The sequence below is a fragment of the Phenylobacterium sp. genome (genome assembly GCF_041920015.1).
Classification (GTDB): domain Bacteria; phylum Pseudomonadota; class Alphaproteobacteria; order Caulobacterales; family Caulobacteraceae; genus Phenylobacterium.
This window is the reverse complement of the sequence record NZ_JAYRST010000004.1, coordinates 43,772-60,129: the sequence shown is the minus strand read 5'-3', so window position 1 is coordinate 60,129 and position 16,358 is coordinate 43,772. Positions and strand designations below refer to the sequence as shown.

The following is a 16,358-nucleotide window of genomic DNA, read 5'->3' as shown; positions in this document are numbered from 1 at the left end:
TCAGGAGCCGGTGACGACCGGCGCGTCGGGCAAGCCGCCCCATTCGGTCCAGGAACCGTCATAGACCGCGGCCGTCACCCCCAGGCGCGCCAGGGCCAGGGCCAGCACCGAGGCGGTGACGCCCGAGCCGCAGGTGGTGACGATGGGCGCGCGCAGGTCGACCCCGGCCGCCTTGAACACCTCGCGCAGATCGCCCGCCGGCCGCAGGGTTCCATCCTCGGCGATCACCTGCTCCCAGGGAAGGTTGGCCGCGCCGGGCATGTGGCCGGATCGCAGTCCGGCGCGCGGCTCGGGCGCCTCGCCGCTGAAGCGGGCCGCCGAGCGGGCGTCGACCATCCGGGCCGAGCCGGTCTGCAGGATCTCGCGGACCTCGGCGGCGTCGCGGACCAGTTCGGGCGCGAAGGCTGGCCTGACCTCGACCCGACGTGGAAAGACCTCGCCGCCCTCGATGGGACGGCCCTCGGCCATCCACTTCCGCAGGCCGCCGTCCAGCACGTGGGCCCTCTCGTAACCCATGGCGCGAAGCGTCCACCACACCCGCGCCGCCGAGCGGACGCCATGGGTGTCGTAGACGACGATGTCGGCGTCGCGGGACAGGCCCAGCTCCCCCGCCGCGTGGGCGAAAGCCTCCGGCGTCGGCAGCATGTGCGGCAGGTCGGTGTCGGGGTCGGCGATGATGTCGATGTCGAAGAACACCGCGCCGGGGATATGGGCCTGGAGATACTCCTCGCGCCCGTCGCGCGCCTCGGCCGGCATATGCCAGCTCCCGTCGACGACGCGGACGTCGGGGCTGCGCAGGCGCTCGGCCAGCCAGGCGGTGGAGACGACCGGGGCCATGTCTACAGCCACTTGGGAACCGGAAAGCCACGCTCCTTCAGGAACGCCGGATTGAAGATCTTGCTCTGATAGCGCGCGCCCTGGTCGCACAGGATGGTCACGATGGTGTGGCCAGGGCCCAGGTCCTTGGCCATACGGATCGCCCCGGCGACATTGATCCCGGTCGAGCCGCCCATGACCAGGCCCTCGTGCTCGACCAGGTCGAAGATCACATTCAGCATCTCGACGTCGTCGATGCGGTAGGGGTGGTCGACGGAAAGGCCTTCGAGATTGGCGGTGATGCGGCCCTGGCCGATCCCCTCGCTGATCGAACCGCCCTCGGCCTTCAGCTCGCCCTCGGCGTACCAGGAATAGAGCGCCGCGCCGTGCGGATCGGCCAGGCCGATCTTGATGTTAGGATTGCGCGCGCGCAGCCCCTGCGCGACCCCCGCCAGGGTGCCACCTGATCCGACGGCGCAGATGAAGCCGTCGACCTTGCCGCCGGTCTGCTCCCAGATTTCCGGGGCCGTGGTCTCCACGTGGGCCTGGCGGTTGGCGACGTTGTCGAACTGGTTGGCCCAGATCGCGCCCGCCGGCTCCTTGGCGTTCAGCTCCTCGGCCAGGCGGCCCGAATAGCGGACATAGTTGTCGGGGTTGGAGTAGGGGACGGCGTCGACCTCGACCAGTTCGGCGCCCAGCAGGCGGATGGCGTCCTTCTTTTCCTGGCTCTGGGTGCGGGGGATGACGATGGTGGTGCGATAGCCACTGGCCGCGCCGACCATGGCCAGGCCGATGCCGGTGTTCCCGGCGGTGCCCTCCACGATGCGCCCGCCCGGTCGCAGCAAGCCGCGCCGCTCGGCGTCGCGCACGATGTAGAGCGCCGCGCGGTCCTTGACCGACGCCCCCGGATTCATGAACTCGGCCTTGCCGTAGATGTCGCAACCGGTCAGCTCGCTGGCCCGGCGCAGGCGGATGAGGGGCGTGTTTCCGATTGCGCCCAAAACGCTGTCTGCAACGGTCATGGCCGGATACTTAAGCCGCTCGGCGGGCAGCGAACAGGGGGTAAAGAGGTATTCCAGCCCCAGGTTTCATCGAACCGTCCTAAGCGAAGCTGCAGGCGCCTCAGCCGCGCGCGAGGCTCAGTTGCACCACATTGGTGCGCTCGGTACGGAACCCCGCCTCGCAATAGCTGAGATAGAACCGCCAGAGCTTGCGGAACCGCTGGTCGAAGCCGAGCTGAGCGATCTCCTCCCAGGCGCTTTCGAACCTGCGGCCCCATTCGGCCAGGGTGTCGGCATAGTCCTGGCCGAAGCGGACGACGCCGGTCCAGGGCAGGCCTGCGGCCTTGGTCACCGCCTGGAGCCTGGCTTCGGAGGGCAGCATGCCGCCAGGGAAGATGTACTTCTGGATGAAGTCGGCGCGGCGGCGATAGGCCTCGAAGAACTCGTCGCGGATGGTGATGATCTGCAGGCCGGCGCGGCCGCCGGGCGCCAGCATGTCGCGAATCTTGCTGAAATAGGTGGGCCAGTAGCGTTCGCCGACCGCCTCGAACATTTCGATCGAGGCCACCCGGTCGAAGCGCCCCTCGACGTCGCGATAGTCGACCATGCGGATCTCGGCCTGTTCGCCCAGGCCCTGGTCGAACAGGCGCTTGCGGGCGAAATCGAATTGCTCCTTGGAAATGGTGACGCCGGTCACCCGTGCGCCGACTTCCTTGGCCGCGAATTCCGCAAATCCGCCCCAGCCGCAGCCGATCTCCAGCACGGATTGGCCGCTTTGCAGCCCCATGCCCTGGGCCAGGCTGCGGTACTTGGCGGCCTGCGCCTGGTCGAGCGGTTGGCCCGGCCGCTCGTAGCGGGCCGACGAATAGGTCATCGTCCGGTCCAGCCAGCGCGAATAGAAGGCGTTGCCCAGGTCGTAGTGGGCGTGGATGTTCTTGCGCGATCCCTTGCGCGTATTGGCGTTCAGGCGGTGGCCGATGAAGTTCGCCGCGCGCATCAGCGGATTGCCGAGGAACAGCTTGGTCAGCCGGTCGAAGTTCAGGCTCATGGCGCAGAGCACCGCCGACAGGTCGGGGGTATCCCACTCGCCGGCCATGAACCCCTCGGCGAACCCAATGTCGCCGGCGGCCAGAACCCGGCGCATGAAGCGGAAGTCGTGGATCACGATCCTGGCGTCGAAGCCTGGCTCCGTCCCCTTGATCCGCAGTTCGCGGCCGGAGGGCGTAACGAAGGTGAGCGTGCCGCCGCGCCAGTTCAGCGCCAGCAATCGAGCCGCGAAGCGGAAGGCCGCCGGAGCCCCGTCCAGGGCGGGCAGCTTTCCGAACGCTCGAGGCGAGGCGGCGATCGCCGCCAACGATGGTTCATGCGCCAGGCTCATGGTCGCAACCCTCGATTTTTGGCAAGCGTAACACCTGATTTGGGGTTGAAGCGAATCAACACCAGTACGCGGGCGTGCGTCGGCCGGTTTCCGAGGTTCACGTTTTCGCGCTTGTGAAGCTGCCCAGCGCGCGCCACTTAGGCCAAAGCGGCGCGGCGCGCCGATCTGGAAAAGCCCCGGGATTGTCATGACCGTACTGACGCTTGACCGCTGGAATCTCTCGATTGGCGACGGCCAGCCGCTGGTGGTGATCGCGGGCCTGAACGTGATCGAGGATCTGGACCTGGCGCTGGAAACCGGCCGCCACCTCAAGGCCGTGACCGCCGAACTGGGCCTGCCCTATGTGTTCAAGGCCAGCTTCGACAAGGCCAACCGTTCGTCGGTGAAAAGCTATCGCGGCCCTGGGCTCAAGGAGGGCCTGAAGATCCTGGCCGAGGTGAAGGCCCAACTCGACGTGCCGATCGCCACCGACCTGCATGAGATCGAACAGGCCGAGCCGGTGGCGGCGGTGGCCGACATCACCCAAATCCCCGCCTTCCTTTGCCGTCAGACCGACCTGGTGGTCGCTACGGCCAAGGCGACCGCCGCGGCCGGCGGCCTCATGCATGTGAAGAAGGCGCAGTTCTTGGCGCCGTGGGACTGCAAGAACATCCTCAGCAAGATCAAGGAGGTCGCCGACGTCGGCGTCATTCTCTGCGAGCGTGGCAGCTCGTTCGGCTACAACAACCTGGTGGTCGACATGCTCGGCATTCCGGAGATGAAGAAGCTGGGCGCGCCGGTGACCATCGACGCCACCCATGCGGTGCAACTGCCGGGGGCCGACCCGCGGACCGGCGGAGCTTCCACGGGAGGGCGGCGCGACGGCGTGGCCATGATCGCCAAGGCTGCGGTGGCGGTGGGCGCGAACGGCGTCTTCCTCGAATTCCACCCCGAGCCGGACAAGGCGCTGTGCGATGGCCCGAGTTGCCTGCCGCTCGACGGCGCACGCGACCTGCTGGCGGGCCTCAAGGCCGTCCATGCGGCCGTGCAATAATCGGCGTAGGCTCTGAACATCATGGACCTCGCGGCCCTTCAGAAGATCCTCTCGGCCCTGGCGGGCGCCCGCATTGTCTGCGTCGGCGACCTGATGGTCGACCGCTTCGTCTATGGCGAGGTGACTCGCGTCTCGCCCGAGGCGCCGATCCCGGTCCTGGCCCGCAAGCGCGAGTTGGTGATGCTGGGCGCGGCCGGCAACGTGGCGCGCAACGCCGCGGCCCTCGGCGGGGAGGTCTGCCTGGTCGGGATGATCGGCGGCGACTCCGAAGGCCATGAGGCCCTTCGCCTCATGAAGGCCGAGGAAGGGGTCGAGGGTTTCGTCGTCACCGATCCGGCCCGCCCCACCACCCTGAAGACGCGCTTCGTCTCCGGCGGCCAGCAATTGCTGCGGGTCGACATGGAGACCAGCGGCCCGGCGACCGGCGAGGTCGAGCAGCGGCTGGTCCGCACGGTCCGCGACGTGGCCAAGGGCGCGGGCGTCATCCTGCTGTCGGACTACGGCAAGGGGGTCGTGACACCGGCGGTGATCGAGGCCTGCCGCGCCAGCGGGGCGCTGATGATCGTCGATTCCAAGGCGCGCTCCTTCGCGCGCTACGGCGCCGTCGACGTGGTCAAGCCCAATGCGGCCGAGCTGGCCCACGCCACCGACATGCCGACCCAGACCGACGCCGAGGTCGAGGCCGCCCTGACTCACGCCCTGACGCTGTGCGAAGCCAAGGCGATCCTGGTGACCCGCGCCGCCAAGGGCATCTCCCTGGCGGTGCGGGGCGAGGCGGTGCGGCACTTCCCTGGCGTCCCGCGCGAGGTGTTTGACGCCTCCGGCGCAGGCGACACCACCCTGGCGGCGCTGGGCGTGGCTCTGGCGGGCAAGGTCGATGTCGCCGACGCCATCGGGTTCGCCATGCTCGCCTCGGGCGTGGCGGTCGGAAAGGCGGGCACGGCGGTCGTGACGCCCGAGGAACTGATCGAGGCCTCGATCACTGCGCACATGGCCCCGGCCGAGGCCAAGATCGCCACGCCCCAGCGCCTGGTCGACGAGATCGCCCGCTGGCGCGCCAAGGGACTGAAGGTCGGCTTCACCAACGGCTGTTTCGACATCCTGCACCGCGGGCACGTCGCCTATCTCGCCCAGGCGCGGGCCTGGTGCGACCGGCTGGTCGTCGGGGTCAATTCCGACCGCTCGGTGCGCGCGTTGAAGGGCGAGGGGCGGCCGGTCAACGATCTGGAGAGCCGCGCCATGGTGCTGGCGGGCCTCGGTTCGGTGGACCTGGTCGCGCCGTTCGACGAGGATACGCCCATCGCCCTGATCGAGGCCGCCCGGCCCGACGTGCTGATCAAGGGCGCCGACTACGCCGAAAGCGAAGTGGTGGGCGGCGACTTCGTGAAGTCCTATGGGGGCGAGGTCAGGCTGGCCCGGCTGGTGGACGGCTATTCCACGACCGCGGCCATCGCCCGGATGCAGGAGAAGGCATGACCCGTCGCATCATCTTCGTCACCGGCGGTGCCGGCTTCATCGGTTCCAACATCGTGGCCAGGCTCGCCGAGGACCCGTCCCTGGACGTGGTGGTCTGCGACCGCCTGCGCGAGGCCGAGCTCGGCAAGTGGCGCAACATCGCCAAGCATCCCATCGGCGACTTCGTGGCGCCCGAAGCGATGTTCGACTGGCTGGAGAAGCGCTGGCGCGACGTGGAACTGGTGGTCCATATGGGCGCGGTGTCGTCCACCACCGAGCCCGACGCCGACAAGATCATCCATTCGAACTTCACGCTCTCTCGCGACCTGTTCCGCTGGTGCGCCGACCGCCAGAGGCGGTTCGTCTACGCCTCCTCGGCTGCGACCTACGGCGACGCCACCGACTTCCAGGACCGCGACGACGTGGAGTCGCTCACGGCCCTTAGACCGCTGAACACCTACGGCTGGTCCAAGGCGCTGTTCGACCTGTTCGCGGCGCGTCAGGCGGCCCGCGACTACGCCCCGCCCCAGTGGGTCGGGCTCAAGTTCTTCAACGTCTACGGGCCGAACGAAGAGCACAAGCATTCGATGAAATCAGTCGCCTCGCAGATCTGGCCGAAGGTCCGCGACGGCCACGCCGTCCAGCTCTTCAAGTCCTATCGCGAGGGCGTGCCGGACGGCGGCCAGAGCCGCGACTTCGTCTATGTGCGCGACGTCGCCAACGTGGTGGCCTGGCTGGCCGCCAACGAGCAGGTGAACGGGGTCTACAACCTCGGCTCGGGCGTGGCGCGGACCTTCGAGGACCTGGCGCGGGCGGTGTTCGCCGCCGCCGGCCGCGCGCCGCAGATCGAGTACACGCCGATGCCGCCGATGATCCGCGACAAGTACCAGTACTTCACCCAGGCCCATATGGAACGCCTGCGCCAGGCGGGCTACGATCAGCCGATGACCAGCCTGGAGGACGGCGTGGGCGACTATGTGAAGCGCTATCTCTCCCAGCCCGATCCCTACCGCTAGGGCGCGCATGGCCGAGCGTCCCCGGGGTTTCAGGCGTCTGGTCGCCGCGGTCGTCCTGGTGATCGTCGGCGTGCTCGCGGCGGGCGCCTATGTGTGGCGCGACGACATCCTGCGCACTCAGCTCGACCCCAAGGAGCCGTTCCAGACCTACGACCCGCCGCCGGCCCCGGACTATGCGCAGCGGTCCGCCTGGGCGCTGATGCCCCGCGCGCCTGAAAATCCGACTGACGCCGAGCCGGCCGCCGACGTGTTCTTCGTCGGACCGACCACCTTTGATGGCGGACGTCACTGGAACGCGCCCATTGACGATCCCCAGGCCGACCGGCTGTTCCGCCGGGTGATGGCGCCCAACTACGCTGGCCCGTTCGTGAAGGTCGGGCGCCTCTTCGCCCCGCGCTACCGCCAGGCCAGCCTCTACACCCTGATGACCCTGCGCGAAGACGCCAAGGAAGCTCGGCGCTTCGCCTATTCCGACGTCGCCGCCGCCTTCCGCTACTATCTGGCCCACTACAACGAAGGTCGCCCTATCGTCGTGGTGGGGGTGGAGCAGGGCGGCTCCCTGGCCGCCCGCCTGCTGAGCGATGCGGTGGCGCGCGATCCTGGCCTGGAGCGGCGCATCGCTGCGGCCTATCTGATCCAGACCGTGGTCCCGAGCGACGACGCCCCGCTGCCGCCTTGCCTGGCCCCGCGCCAGAGCGGCTGCCTGGCGGCCTGGGCCCAGGCCTACGAGGGCGACCCCGAACGCGCCCAGGCCATCCTCGACCGTTCGCTGGTCTGGGGCGAGGGCGGGCAGCTCGTGAACCTGCAAGGCCGGACGCCGATCTGCTTCAATCCGCTGTTTGGCGGCGTGGTCGACGGTCAGGCCCCGGCGCGGCTGAACCAGGGCGCGACCAACGCCACCGGCCTGGAGTGGGGGGTGCGGCCCGCCTTCCTGACCCGACAGGTCGGCGCCAGGTGCGAGAAGGGGCTGCTGCGCGTCAGCCGGCCGCACTCGGCCTCGCTGAAACCTTCGGGAAGCTGGACCGACCGGCGCAGGATGGCGCCTTACAACCTCTTCTACGCCGATCTCGAGGCCGATGCGGTCGGGCGCGTCGAAGGCTGGCTGGCCCGCCGCTAGCGGCTTTCAGCCGGCGTCCTTGAGCGGCGAGGCCGCGCGCCAGTCGAACAGTTCCTGCAGCACCCGCAGCGCCTGGCCGCGCTCGGAAACCAGCTCCGGGTCGCGTTGCAGGATCAGCCGCGCGTCGTCTCCGGCCGCGGCGATCAGGTCGCGGTGGGCGATGGGGTCGGCGAAGACATAGGCCGGGAAGCCCGACTGGCGCAGGCCCAGGGCGTCGCCGCCGCCACGCAACTCCAGGTCGGTCTCGGCGATCAGGAAGCCGTCATCGGTCCGGCGCAGGATGTCGAGCCGCTTCTGCGCGGTTTCCGACAGCGGCGGATCGTAGAGCAGCAGGCAGGCGCTCTCGCGCGCCCCGCGCCCGACCCGTCCGCGAAGCTGGTGAAGCTGGGCCAGGCCGAACCGCTCGGCCTGCTCGATCACCATGATGGTGGCGTTCGGCACGTTGACGCCGACCTCGACCACGGTCGTGGCGACCAGCACCCCGATCTTGCCGTCGGCGAAATCGGCCATGACGGCGTCCTTCTCCGGACCGGTCATCTTGCCGTGCACCAGGCCGACGCTGGGGCCGATCCGCTCGCGCAGCTCCTGGGCCCGCTGCTCGGCGGCCTTCAGGTCGACCAGTTCGGATTCGGAGACCAGCGGGCAGATCCAGAAGGCCTGCGCGCCTTGCGCCACGACCTGGTGCAGCCGCGCCTCGACCTCGGCCAGGCGGCTCATCGGCACGGCGCGGGTGGCGACCGGCGTGCGCCCCGGCGGCTTCTCGTCGATGCGCGAAACGTCGAGGTCGCCATAGACCGTCAGTTCCAGCGTCCGTGGGATCGGGGTGGCCGACATGGCGATCAGATGCACCGCCTCGCCCTTGGCCTGCAGCCGTTGGCGCTCGGCCACGCCGAAGCGGTGCTGCTCGTCGACCACCGCCAGTTGCAGGTTCTGGAAGGCGACATCGTCCTGGAAGAGGGCGTGAGTGCCCACCGCCACCTTCACCGCCCCGGACGCCAGGGCGCGGAGTTTCTCGGCGCGCGCCGCGCCCTTGTCGCGCCCGGTCAGCAGGATGGTCGCCACGCCCTGGTCGGAGAGCGGTCCGCAGAGGGTCTCGAAATGCTGGCGGGCCAGGATCTCGGTCGGCGCCATCAGCGCGCTCTGGCCGCCCGCCGCGGCCACCTCGGCCATGGCCAGCATGGCCACCACCGTCTTGCCCGAGCCGACATCGCCCTGGATCAGCCGGCTCATCCGCTCGCCCGCCGCCAGGTCGCCGCGCAAGTCGGCCAGGGCCCGCTGCTGGGCGCCGGTCAGGGCGAAGGGCAGGGCCGCTTCGATCCGGGGCGCGATGTCGCCCTTGGCGATGGCTGGAGCAGGAACGGCGCGCCGGTCGGCCTTGCGCTGGGCCATGGCGAGCTGGTGGGCCAGCAGTTCGTCGAAGGCCAACCGCCGGGCGTGGCGCGTCAGGGGCGACAGGTCGGCCTCCCCCTGGGGCGCGTGCGTCAGGGCCAGCGCCTCGCGCCAGCTCGGAAAGCCCTCCCGCGCCAGCCACGCGGCGTCCTGCCATTCCGGCAGCTCCGGCGTGCGCTCCAGCGCTTCCAGCGCGAACTTGCGCACCGTGCGCGGCGGCAAGCCAGCCGTGGCGGGATAGACGGCCTCGAAGGCGGGGATTTCCGCCGCCCGTTCCGGCGCCAGCAGATAGTCGGGATGGGCGATCTGCAGGTTCAGCCCGAACCGCTCGACCTTGCCGCTGACCACCCGGCGCGAGCCGACCGGATGCTTGGTCTCCAGGTCGCCGCCGAAGCGGCCGAAGAACACCAGGCTGAGGATACCCGTCTCATCGTGCGTCTCGATCCGCCAGGGTTGCTGAGGCGCGCGCGGGCGCTTGTAGGCGTCGATCTGCACCTCGAACACCTGCACCGCGCCTTCAAGGGCCGCGACCACGCTCGTCCGTTCACGGCGGATCACCGAATGGGGGCGCAGGAACGCCACGTCGCGCACGATCGGCCCCGCCAGCTTCTCCAACAGCGGCGCGACGCGCGATCCCACGCCCTTCAGCGAGGTCACGGGCGCAAAGAGGGGGAACAGAATCTCGGGCCGCATGGCGAGAACATAGCGCGACCGTGGACAGCCTGGGACGCCCATGATGAAGTTCGTCCAATATCAAGGGGGAGGAATCGGGATGCGTAACGCGCTTCTGGCGACCGCCTGCGTCGCCGTCATGCTGACCGGCTGCAGCCAGTCCACCGATGAGGCCAAGACCGAGGCGACCGCTGCGCCGGCGCCCCCGCCGGCGGTTCCGCCCGATCCCAGCTTCACCGGCCTGACCCGGCCCAAGGGCGACGCCCAGTTCGGCTACTACCTGCCGACGACCGAGGTGAAGGTCGGGAATTACAAGCTCGACAACCTGCACATCGCCGGCCAGCAGGGCTTCAACGACTGGGAAAGCGGCCAGCGGACCAAGACCTATGCTCCGGTCATGCTGGAGTTCGTCGACGTCACCAGTCCGGCCCGCAAGAACGCGCTGGGCAACCTGACCTATTCGGTCAAGCTCAAGGTCCTGCCGACCGCCTATCTGGTCACCGACGAGCGCGTGCGCATGGTCGGCAGCCATCCCAAGCTGGGCGAGGTCCGCATCGACGCCAGGATCGACGCCTCCGCCCTGCGCAAGAGCAAGGCGACCAAGGGCAAGGATGGCGCGGTCGTCATCACCGGGCCGCTGCAGGTCGGCGATACGCCGTTCAGTTCGGTGTCCTTCACCTGGCTGGGCGGCGACTGGGGATAGGCCCTGGCGCGGGCCGCGCGGGGGGCCTATATCGGCCCCTCCTCATGAGCATCGACGACACACGAATTAAGCGGCTGAAGTTCCGGGCCTGGCACCGGGGCTTCCGGGAAGCGGACCTGATCCTCGGGCCGTTCGCGGACAAATACGCCCATCTCCTCACGCCCGAGCAGTTCGACGCCTTCGAGGCGCTGATGGAACAGCCGGACCAGGACCTCTACGAGTGGATCGTCGAGCGCGCCCCGACCCCGCCCGAGCATGACGGCGAGATCATGCGCATGATCAAGCAGTTCCGCTTCGAGGCTTATGAGTCGCGCGGAGGGCCGCATGGCGGCTGACGGTTTCCGCGCGCCGTCGGCGGCGGAGACGCGGCGCATCGCCCAGGACCCCGGGCGGCTCGATCTCGTCGGTGCGCCGGAGGGCTTCGACGCCCTGGCGATGGCCGATATCGTCAAGGCCCGCGGCGGGCTTACGGTGTTCGTGGCCCGCGACGCCTCGCGGCTCTCGGCCTTCATCGACGCGTTCGGGTTCTTCGCCTCCAATGTCGAGGTCATCCGGTTCCCGGCCTGGGACTGCCTGCCATACGACCGCATCGGCCCCTCGGCCGGCGCTGCGGCCGAGCGGATGACCGCCCTGGCGCGGCTGGCCAAGGGCGTGGATGCGAAGAAACCGGCCCTGCTGGTGACCACCGTCCCGGCGCTGCTTCAGCGCGTGCCGCCACGGTCGGCCGTCGAAGGCGCGGCCTATTCGGCGACGGTCGGCAATGTGGTCGAGATCGCCGACCTGGAACGCTATTTCGCGATCAACGGCTACCAGCGCGCCTCCACCGTCTCCGAGCGCGGCGAGTTCGCGATCCGCGGCGGGGTGATCGACGTCTTTCCGCCCAACGCCGACGAGCCGATCCGGCTCGACCTGTTCGGCGATACGCTGGAATCCATCTGGGCCTTCGATCCGGAGACCCAGCGCTCGACCCGCCAGCTCAAGGACATCTCGCTCCTGCCGGTCAGCGAGGCCCTGCTGGACAAGGATGCGGTCTCGCGCTTCCGCCGCGGCTATGTGGAGGCGTTCGGCGCTCCGGGCGGCGATCCGCTCTACGACACGGTCAGCGAGGGCGGCCGCCGCGCGGGCATGGAACACTGGCTGCCGCTGTTCTACCCGCAGATGGCCAGCCTGCTCGACTATCTGCCCGACAACGCCCTGATCGCCCTGGATCACCTGGCCGACGCCGCCCGCGACGAGCGGCTGGCGATGATCGAGGACGCCTACGACGCCCGCGCCCAAGCCGACCGCAAGGTCCACTACCGGCCGCTGGAGCCGACCCGGCTCTATATGGACGCCGACGAGTATCGGCAGGCCTTGGCGGTTCGACCCACCCGGCGCTTTTCGGCCTTCCAGGAGGTCGAGGGCGACACCGTCATCGACATGGGCGCGCGCCAGGGCCGCGCCTTCACCGCCGAGCGCCAGCAGGATTCGGTGAACCTGTTCGAGGCCACCGCCGACCACGCCCGGCGGCTGGCGGGGGAGGGCAAGCGCGTCCTCTTCGCCTCTTGGACCGACGGCTCGTCCGACCGCCTGGGCGCGATGCTGGCCGATCACGGCCTGAAGAACATCTCGCTCGCCCCCTATTGGGATGCGGCGCGTTCGGCTGACCCGAAGATTTTCCAGCGCGTCGTCCTGCCGCTGGAGGCCGGCTTCGAGACCGAGAAACTCGCGGTCATCGCCGAGACGGACATCCTGGGCGATCGCCTGGCCCGGCCGCGCCGCCGCCGCCGTGCGACCAACTTCCTGGCCGAGGCGTCCTCGCTGACGCCGGGCGATCTCGTCGTCCATATCGACCACGGCATCGGCCGTTACGAGGGCCTGAAGACCCTCGACGTCCAGGGCGCGCCGCACGACTGCCTGGAACTGCAATACGGCGGCGAGGCCAAGCTCTACCTGCCGGTCGAGAACATCGACCTCCTGACCCGCTACGGCAGCGACGGCGAGGGCGTCCAACTCGACCGCCTGGGCGGCGCGGCCTGGCAGGCGCGCAAGGCCAAGGCCAAGGAACGCCTGCGCGAGATGGCCATCGGCCTGATCCGCATCGCCGCCGAGCGGGCGACCAAGGACACCGGCGCCATCGTGCCGCCCAGCGGCGTGTTCGACGAATTCTGCGCCCGCTTCCCCTATGAGGAGACCGAGGACCAGCTCAACGCCATCGGCGACGTGCTGGAGGACCTGGGCGCGGGCAAGCCGATGGATCGCCTGATCTGCGGCGACGTCGGTTTCGGCAAGACCGAAGTCGCCTTGCGTGCGGCCTTCGTGGTGGCGATGAGCGGCCAGCAGGTCGCGGTCGTGGCCCCGACCACCCTCCTGGCGCGTCAGCACTACAAGACCTTCTCCGAGAGGTTTCAGGGCTGGCCGGTCAAGGTGCGCCGCCTCTCGCGCCTGGTCTCGGCCAAGGAGGCCGCCGAAACCCGCACCGCGCTCGCCAACGGCGAGGTCGAGATCGTAGTCGGCACCCATGCGGTGCTCTCCAAGCAGGTCGGTTTCGCGAACCTCGGCCTGGTAATCGTCGACGAGGAGCAGCACTTCGGGGTCAAGCACAAGGAGAAGCTCAAGGAGCTTCGCGCCGACGTGCACATGCTGACCCTGACCGCCACGCCGATCCCGCGCACCCTGCAGATGTCGCTGTCGGGCATCCGCGAGATGTCGATCATCGCCACCCCGCCGGTGGACCGCCTGGCGGTGCGCACCTACATCACCCCCTTCGATCCCGTGGTCATCCGCGAGGCCCTGCTGCGCGAGAAGTACCGTGGCGGTCAGGCCTATTATGTCGCCCCGCGCATCAGCGACCTGCCCGAACTGCAGAAGTTCCTGCGCGAGCAGGTGCCCGAGGTGAAGTTCGTCGTCGGCCACGGCCAGATGGCCCCTACCCAGCTCGAGGAGGTGATGAGCGCCTTCTACGAGGGGCAGTATGATGTGCTGCTGTCCACCACCATCGTCGAGAGCGGCCTCGACATCCCGACCGCCAACACCATGGTCCTGCACCGCGCCGACATGTTCGGCCTGGCCCAGATGTACCAGCTCCGCGGCCGGGTCGGTCGGGCCAAGGCGCGCGCCTACGCCTATCTCACCACCCCGGCTGAAAAGCAGATCACGTTGTCGGCCGAGCGGCGCCTGAAGGTGCTGCAATCGCTCGACAGCCTGGGCGCGGGTTTCCAGCTCGCCAGCCACGACCTCGACCAGCGCGGGGGCGGCAATCTGCTGGGCGAGGAGCAGTCGGGTCATATCCGCGAGATCGGGGTCGAGCTCTACCAGCAGATGCTGGAAGACGCCGTGAACGAGCTGAAGGAACTGGCCGGCAAGGGCGAGGCGGCCGACCGCGGATGGTCGCCGCAGATCAACACCGGCGCGGCCGTGCTGATCCCCGACGACTATGTGCCCGACCTCAATGTGCGCCTGTCGCTCTATCGCCGCCTGTCCGACGCCGAGAAGGCCGGCGACCGCGAAGCCCTGGCCGCCGAGATGATCGACCGCTTCGGCCCTCTGCCGCCGGAAGCGGGCCAGTTGCTCAAGGTCGTGGCCATCAAGGGCCTGTGCCGCGAAGCCAATGTCGCCAAGATCGACGTCGGGCCGAAGGGCGCGGTCGTCACCTTCCGCGGGGACGAGTTCAAGAATCCGATGGGCCTCGTCGGCTTCGTCCAGAAGAACCAGGTCGCCTGGAAGATCCGTCCCGACCACAAGGTCGTGGTGAAGGGCGAATGGGAAACCCCCGAGCAGCGCCTGGCCGCGGCCGAGGGCATCCTGACCGAACTGGCGAAGCTCGCGGCCTAGAGCCCTTTAGGGTTTGGTGGAATCACCAAACCCGTTGAAAAGGGCTCTAAATCAAGCCTGCAGAGCGCGTTCGGGCGGGCGAACCGCTTAACACTTCGCCCTGACGCGCTTTAGCGGCCCGAGCGCGCCTCGCCGAGCATCCGGCTGGCCCGCAGCCACATCTCCAGCCGCTGGGCGCAGACCAGGCCGACCGCGAACAGCAGGAAGATCTCGGTGATCTCGGCGGGGCGCAGGTGCATCCACGCCGCATGGCCCTGGGCGAAATCGCGCAGGGCGTAGCGGGCGACGAAGAGGCCCATGAGCAACAGGACGCCGACCGGCGAGACCTTGCTGGTGAGGACGTGGGTCTGCGGGTCGACCGTGATGGTCGTCGTGCGGCCCCGCCACCAGCCCGCGCCGGCGCCGACCGCCAGCGCGGCCAGGCCGGCTGCGACCATCGTCGGCCGTGGCGGCGGCATTTGCGAAAGCATCATGCCGAACATCAGCAGGATCACCGCCGGCGCGATCCACATGCGCTCGACGCGCAGGGTGCGAGGCCGCAGGCCGCGCCACAGGATCAGGCCAAGGACCAACAGCGGCGTAAGGTAGAGCCAGGCTCCGCCCTGCGCCTCGGGCGGCATCAGCTCGCCTTCTGCTGGGCGCTGGCGGCGGCTTCCTCTAGCGCCTTGCCGACCAGCTCGGGCGAGCCGACCTCGGCGACGCCGATGTCGAAATCGACCACGAACGGCGGCTGGCCGTCGCCGGCCTCGAAGGCCGTGCATCCGATCACCGCGGCGATCCGCTCGCCAGCGGCGCGGGCGGCGGCCTTGCCGGTGGCGGGAAGGGCGAGGGCGAAGACCTCCTGTCCGAGCCGCGCGGCGGTGTCCTCCACCCGCACCAGGCGGCCGATCATCGATCCGATCTGCGGGATCGCCCGGTCCAGCCAGCCGCCCTTGCGCGCGGCGCTCACATCGGCTCGCTCGGCCACCTTCAGCACGCAGACCGAGAGCGGGCGGCCCCGCGCCCGCGACGCTTGGGCCAGGCGCCCGACATGGCGGGCGAACAGGTCGCGGGTGAAGAGGCCGGTGGCCGCGTCCATCAGTCCGGAGGTGCGCGCCTTTTCCAGCGCCTTGCGGATCGCCTGCTGGCGCCGGTAGCTGCGCGCCAGTTCCAGCACCCGCCGCGCCGTCTCGGTCTCCGGCGTCTCGGGCGAGGCCACGTCGGTCACCCCGCGATGATAGGCCTCCGACATGGTCACATAGCTTTCCTGGCGCATGTAGAGCAGCGCCGGCGTGTGATAGAGGCGGGTGTTGCGCCGCATGCCCGCGGCGATGGACAGCGCCTCCTGGCTGGTGTCGCCGGCCCACAGCACCACCGCGTCGAACGGCCGCTCGTGCAGGTAGTCGAAGGCGGTGTAGGCGGTGAAGGCGCCGACCACCTCGGCCCCCGACCGCGCCAGGGCGTTCGAGAGGGCCAGGAACTGCGGCGCCGGTTCGCCGATGGCCAGGACGTGGAAGGGCGCGGTGTTCGGCTCCAGCGCATCCAGCCGCCGTCCCCGGTCGGCGAAGGTTTCGAGGCGAAGCTCGAACTCCTCCTCGGCCACGGCCGTCCGCACCAGGGTCTCCAGCCGCATCACCATCTGAGCGGGATGAACCGGAGCGGCCAGGGTCAGGTCGAAGTCGCAGGCGTCGAGCTCCGGCCCCGGATCACCGATGGCGATGACCGGCAGCCGCCGCGGCGCGCAGGCGCTCTTCAACCGCTGCGCCATGGCCAGGGCCTCGTGCCCGCCGCTGGCCAGGTCGACGATGGCCGCCTCGACGCCCAAATCGGCCAGGGCGGCCGTCGCGGCGTAGGGGCCGCGCGCGGTGACCGTGCGCCAGCCCAGGCGGTCGAGCCCCTCGGCCAGCGGCCCGGCCACGGCGTCGTCCCGTGCAACGATCAAGACTCGCGCCTGCACGCCCGCCGTCATTCGCTTAAACCTGGCCT

The 16,358-nt window shown here is 69.5% G+C and carries 13 protein-coding genes; 7 read left to right on the top strand and 6 right to left on the bottom strand.

The features are described from left to right. From sseA to ACE3TL_RS01930, 3 genes are all read right to left on the bottom strand, one after another. A complete protein-coding gene (gene sseA / locus ACE3TL_RS01940) occupies window positions 1–837 on the bottom strand; it encodes a 3-mercaptopyruvate sulfurtransferase (protein WP_374576964.1) in 837 nt (278 codons plus the stop codon). A 2-nt stretch (window positions 838–839) separates the two neighbouring features. After that, window positions 840–1,838, bottom strand: coding sequence for a cysteine synthase A (locus tag ACE3TL_RS01935; protein WP_374576963.1), 999 nt, complete (start codon window positions 1,836–1,838; stop codon window positions 840–842). 100 nt (window positions 1,839–1,938) lie between these two features. Further along, window positions 1,939–3,195: a class I SAM-dependent methyltransferase gene (locus tag ACE3TL_RS01930; protein ID WP_374576962.1), complete on the bottom strand. Its 1,257-nt coding sequence runs from the start codon at window positions 3,193–3,195 to the stop codon at window positions 1,939–1,941. Between the two features lie 187 nt (window positions 3,196–3,382). Here ACE3TL_RS01930 and kdsA point away from each other — a divergent pair, with 187 nt between their 5' ends. Genes kdsA through ACE3TL_RS01910 form a run of 4 tightly spaced genes read left to right on the top strand, consistent with a single transcriptional unit; the run spans window position 3,383 to window position 7,816 of the window. After that, window positions 3,383–4,228 carry a 3-deoxy-8-phosphooctulonate synthase gene (kdsA, locus tag ACE3TL_RS01925; protein ID WP_374576961.1) on the top strand — a complete coding sequence of 282 codons (846 nt, stop codon included), beginning with the start codon at window positions 3,383–3,385 and terminating at the stop codon, window positions 4,226–4,228. 21 nt (window positions 4,229–4,249) lie between these two features. Beyond that, window positions 4,250–5,704 (top strand): D-glycero-beta-D-manno-heptose 1-phosphate adenylyltransferase, encoded by a 1,455-nt coding sequence (gene rfaE2 / locus ACE3TL_RS01920; protein ID WP_374576960.1) that lies wholly within the window; start codon window positions 4,250–4,252, stop codon window positions 5,702–5,704. Continuing rightward, window positions 5,701–6,699, top strand: a complete 999-nt coding sequence (rfaD, locus tag ACE3TL_RS01915; RefSeq protein ID WP_374576959.1) for an ADP-glyceromanno-heptose 6-epimerase — start codon at window positions 5,701–5,703, stop codon at window positions 6,697–6,699. Before rfaE2 ends, rfaD begins: the two co-directional genes overlap by 4 nt. Before the next feature lie 7 nt (window positions 6,700–6,706). Next, window positions 6,707–7,816, top strand: a complete 1,110-nt coding sequence (locus tag ACE3TL_RS01910; RefSeq protein ID WP_374576958.1) for a DUF3089 domain-containing protein — start codon at window positions 6,707–6,709, stop codon at window positions 7,814–7,816. A 6-nt stretch (window positions 7,817–7,822) separates the two neighbouring features. On the opposite strand, the gene recG is transcribed toward ACE3TL_RS01910, so the two are convergent. After that, a complete protein-coding gene (recG, locus tag ACE3TL_RS01905) occupies window positions 7,823–9,898 on the bottom strand; it encodes an ATP-dependent DNA helicase RecG (protein WP_374576957.1) in 2,076 nt (691 codons plus the stop codon). Between the two features lie 79 nt (window positions 9,899–9,977). On the opposite strand from recG, the gene ACE3TL_RS01900 reads away from it, so the two are divergent. From ACE3TL_RS01900 to mfd, 3 genes are read left to right on the top strand one after another with little or no spacing between them, the layout of a single operon-like run. Beyond that, a complete protein-coding gene (locus ACE3TL_RS01900; protein ID WP_374576956.1) occupies window positions 9,978–10,580 on the top strand; it encodes a hypothetical protein in 603 nt (200 codons plus the stop codon). Window positions 10,581–10,624: 44 nt separating this feature from the next. Beyond that, entirely contained in the window at window positions 10,625–10,915 is a 291-nt protein-coding gene (locus ACE3TL_RS01895; RefSeq protein WP_374576955.1) for a succinate dehydrogenase assembly factor 2, read from the top strand. Beyond that, window positions 10,905–14,393, top strand: coding sequence for a transcription-repair coupling factor (mfd, locus tag ACE3TL_RS01890; RefSeq protein WP_374576954.1), 3,489 nt, complete (start codon window positions 10,905–10,907; stop codon window positions 14,391–14,393). The genes ACE3TL_RS01895 and mfd overlap by 11 nt, the downstream gene beginning before the upstream one ends. A gap of 110 nt (window positions 14,394–14,503) precedes the next feature. Here mfd and ACE3TL_RS01885 read toward each other — a convergent pair whose 3' ends face one another. After that, window positions 14,504–15,013 (bottom strand): hypothetical protein, encoded by a 510-nt coding sequence (locus tag ACE3TL_RS01885; protein WP_374576953.1) that lies wholly within the window; start codon window positions 15,011–15,013, stop codon window positions 14,504–14,506. After that, the gene (locus ACE3TL_RS01880) at window positions 15,013–16,341 is read right to left on the bottom strand and encodes a diguanylate cyclase domain-containing protein (protein ID WP_374576952.1); all 1,329 of its coding nucleotides are present in this window, start codon (window positions 16,339–16,341) and stop codon (window positions 15,013–15,015) included. The genes ACE3TL_RS01885 and ACE3TL_RS01880 overlap by 1 nt, the downstream gene beginning before the upstream one ends. Window positions 16,342–16,358: the final 17 nt, after the last annotated feature.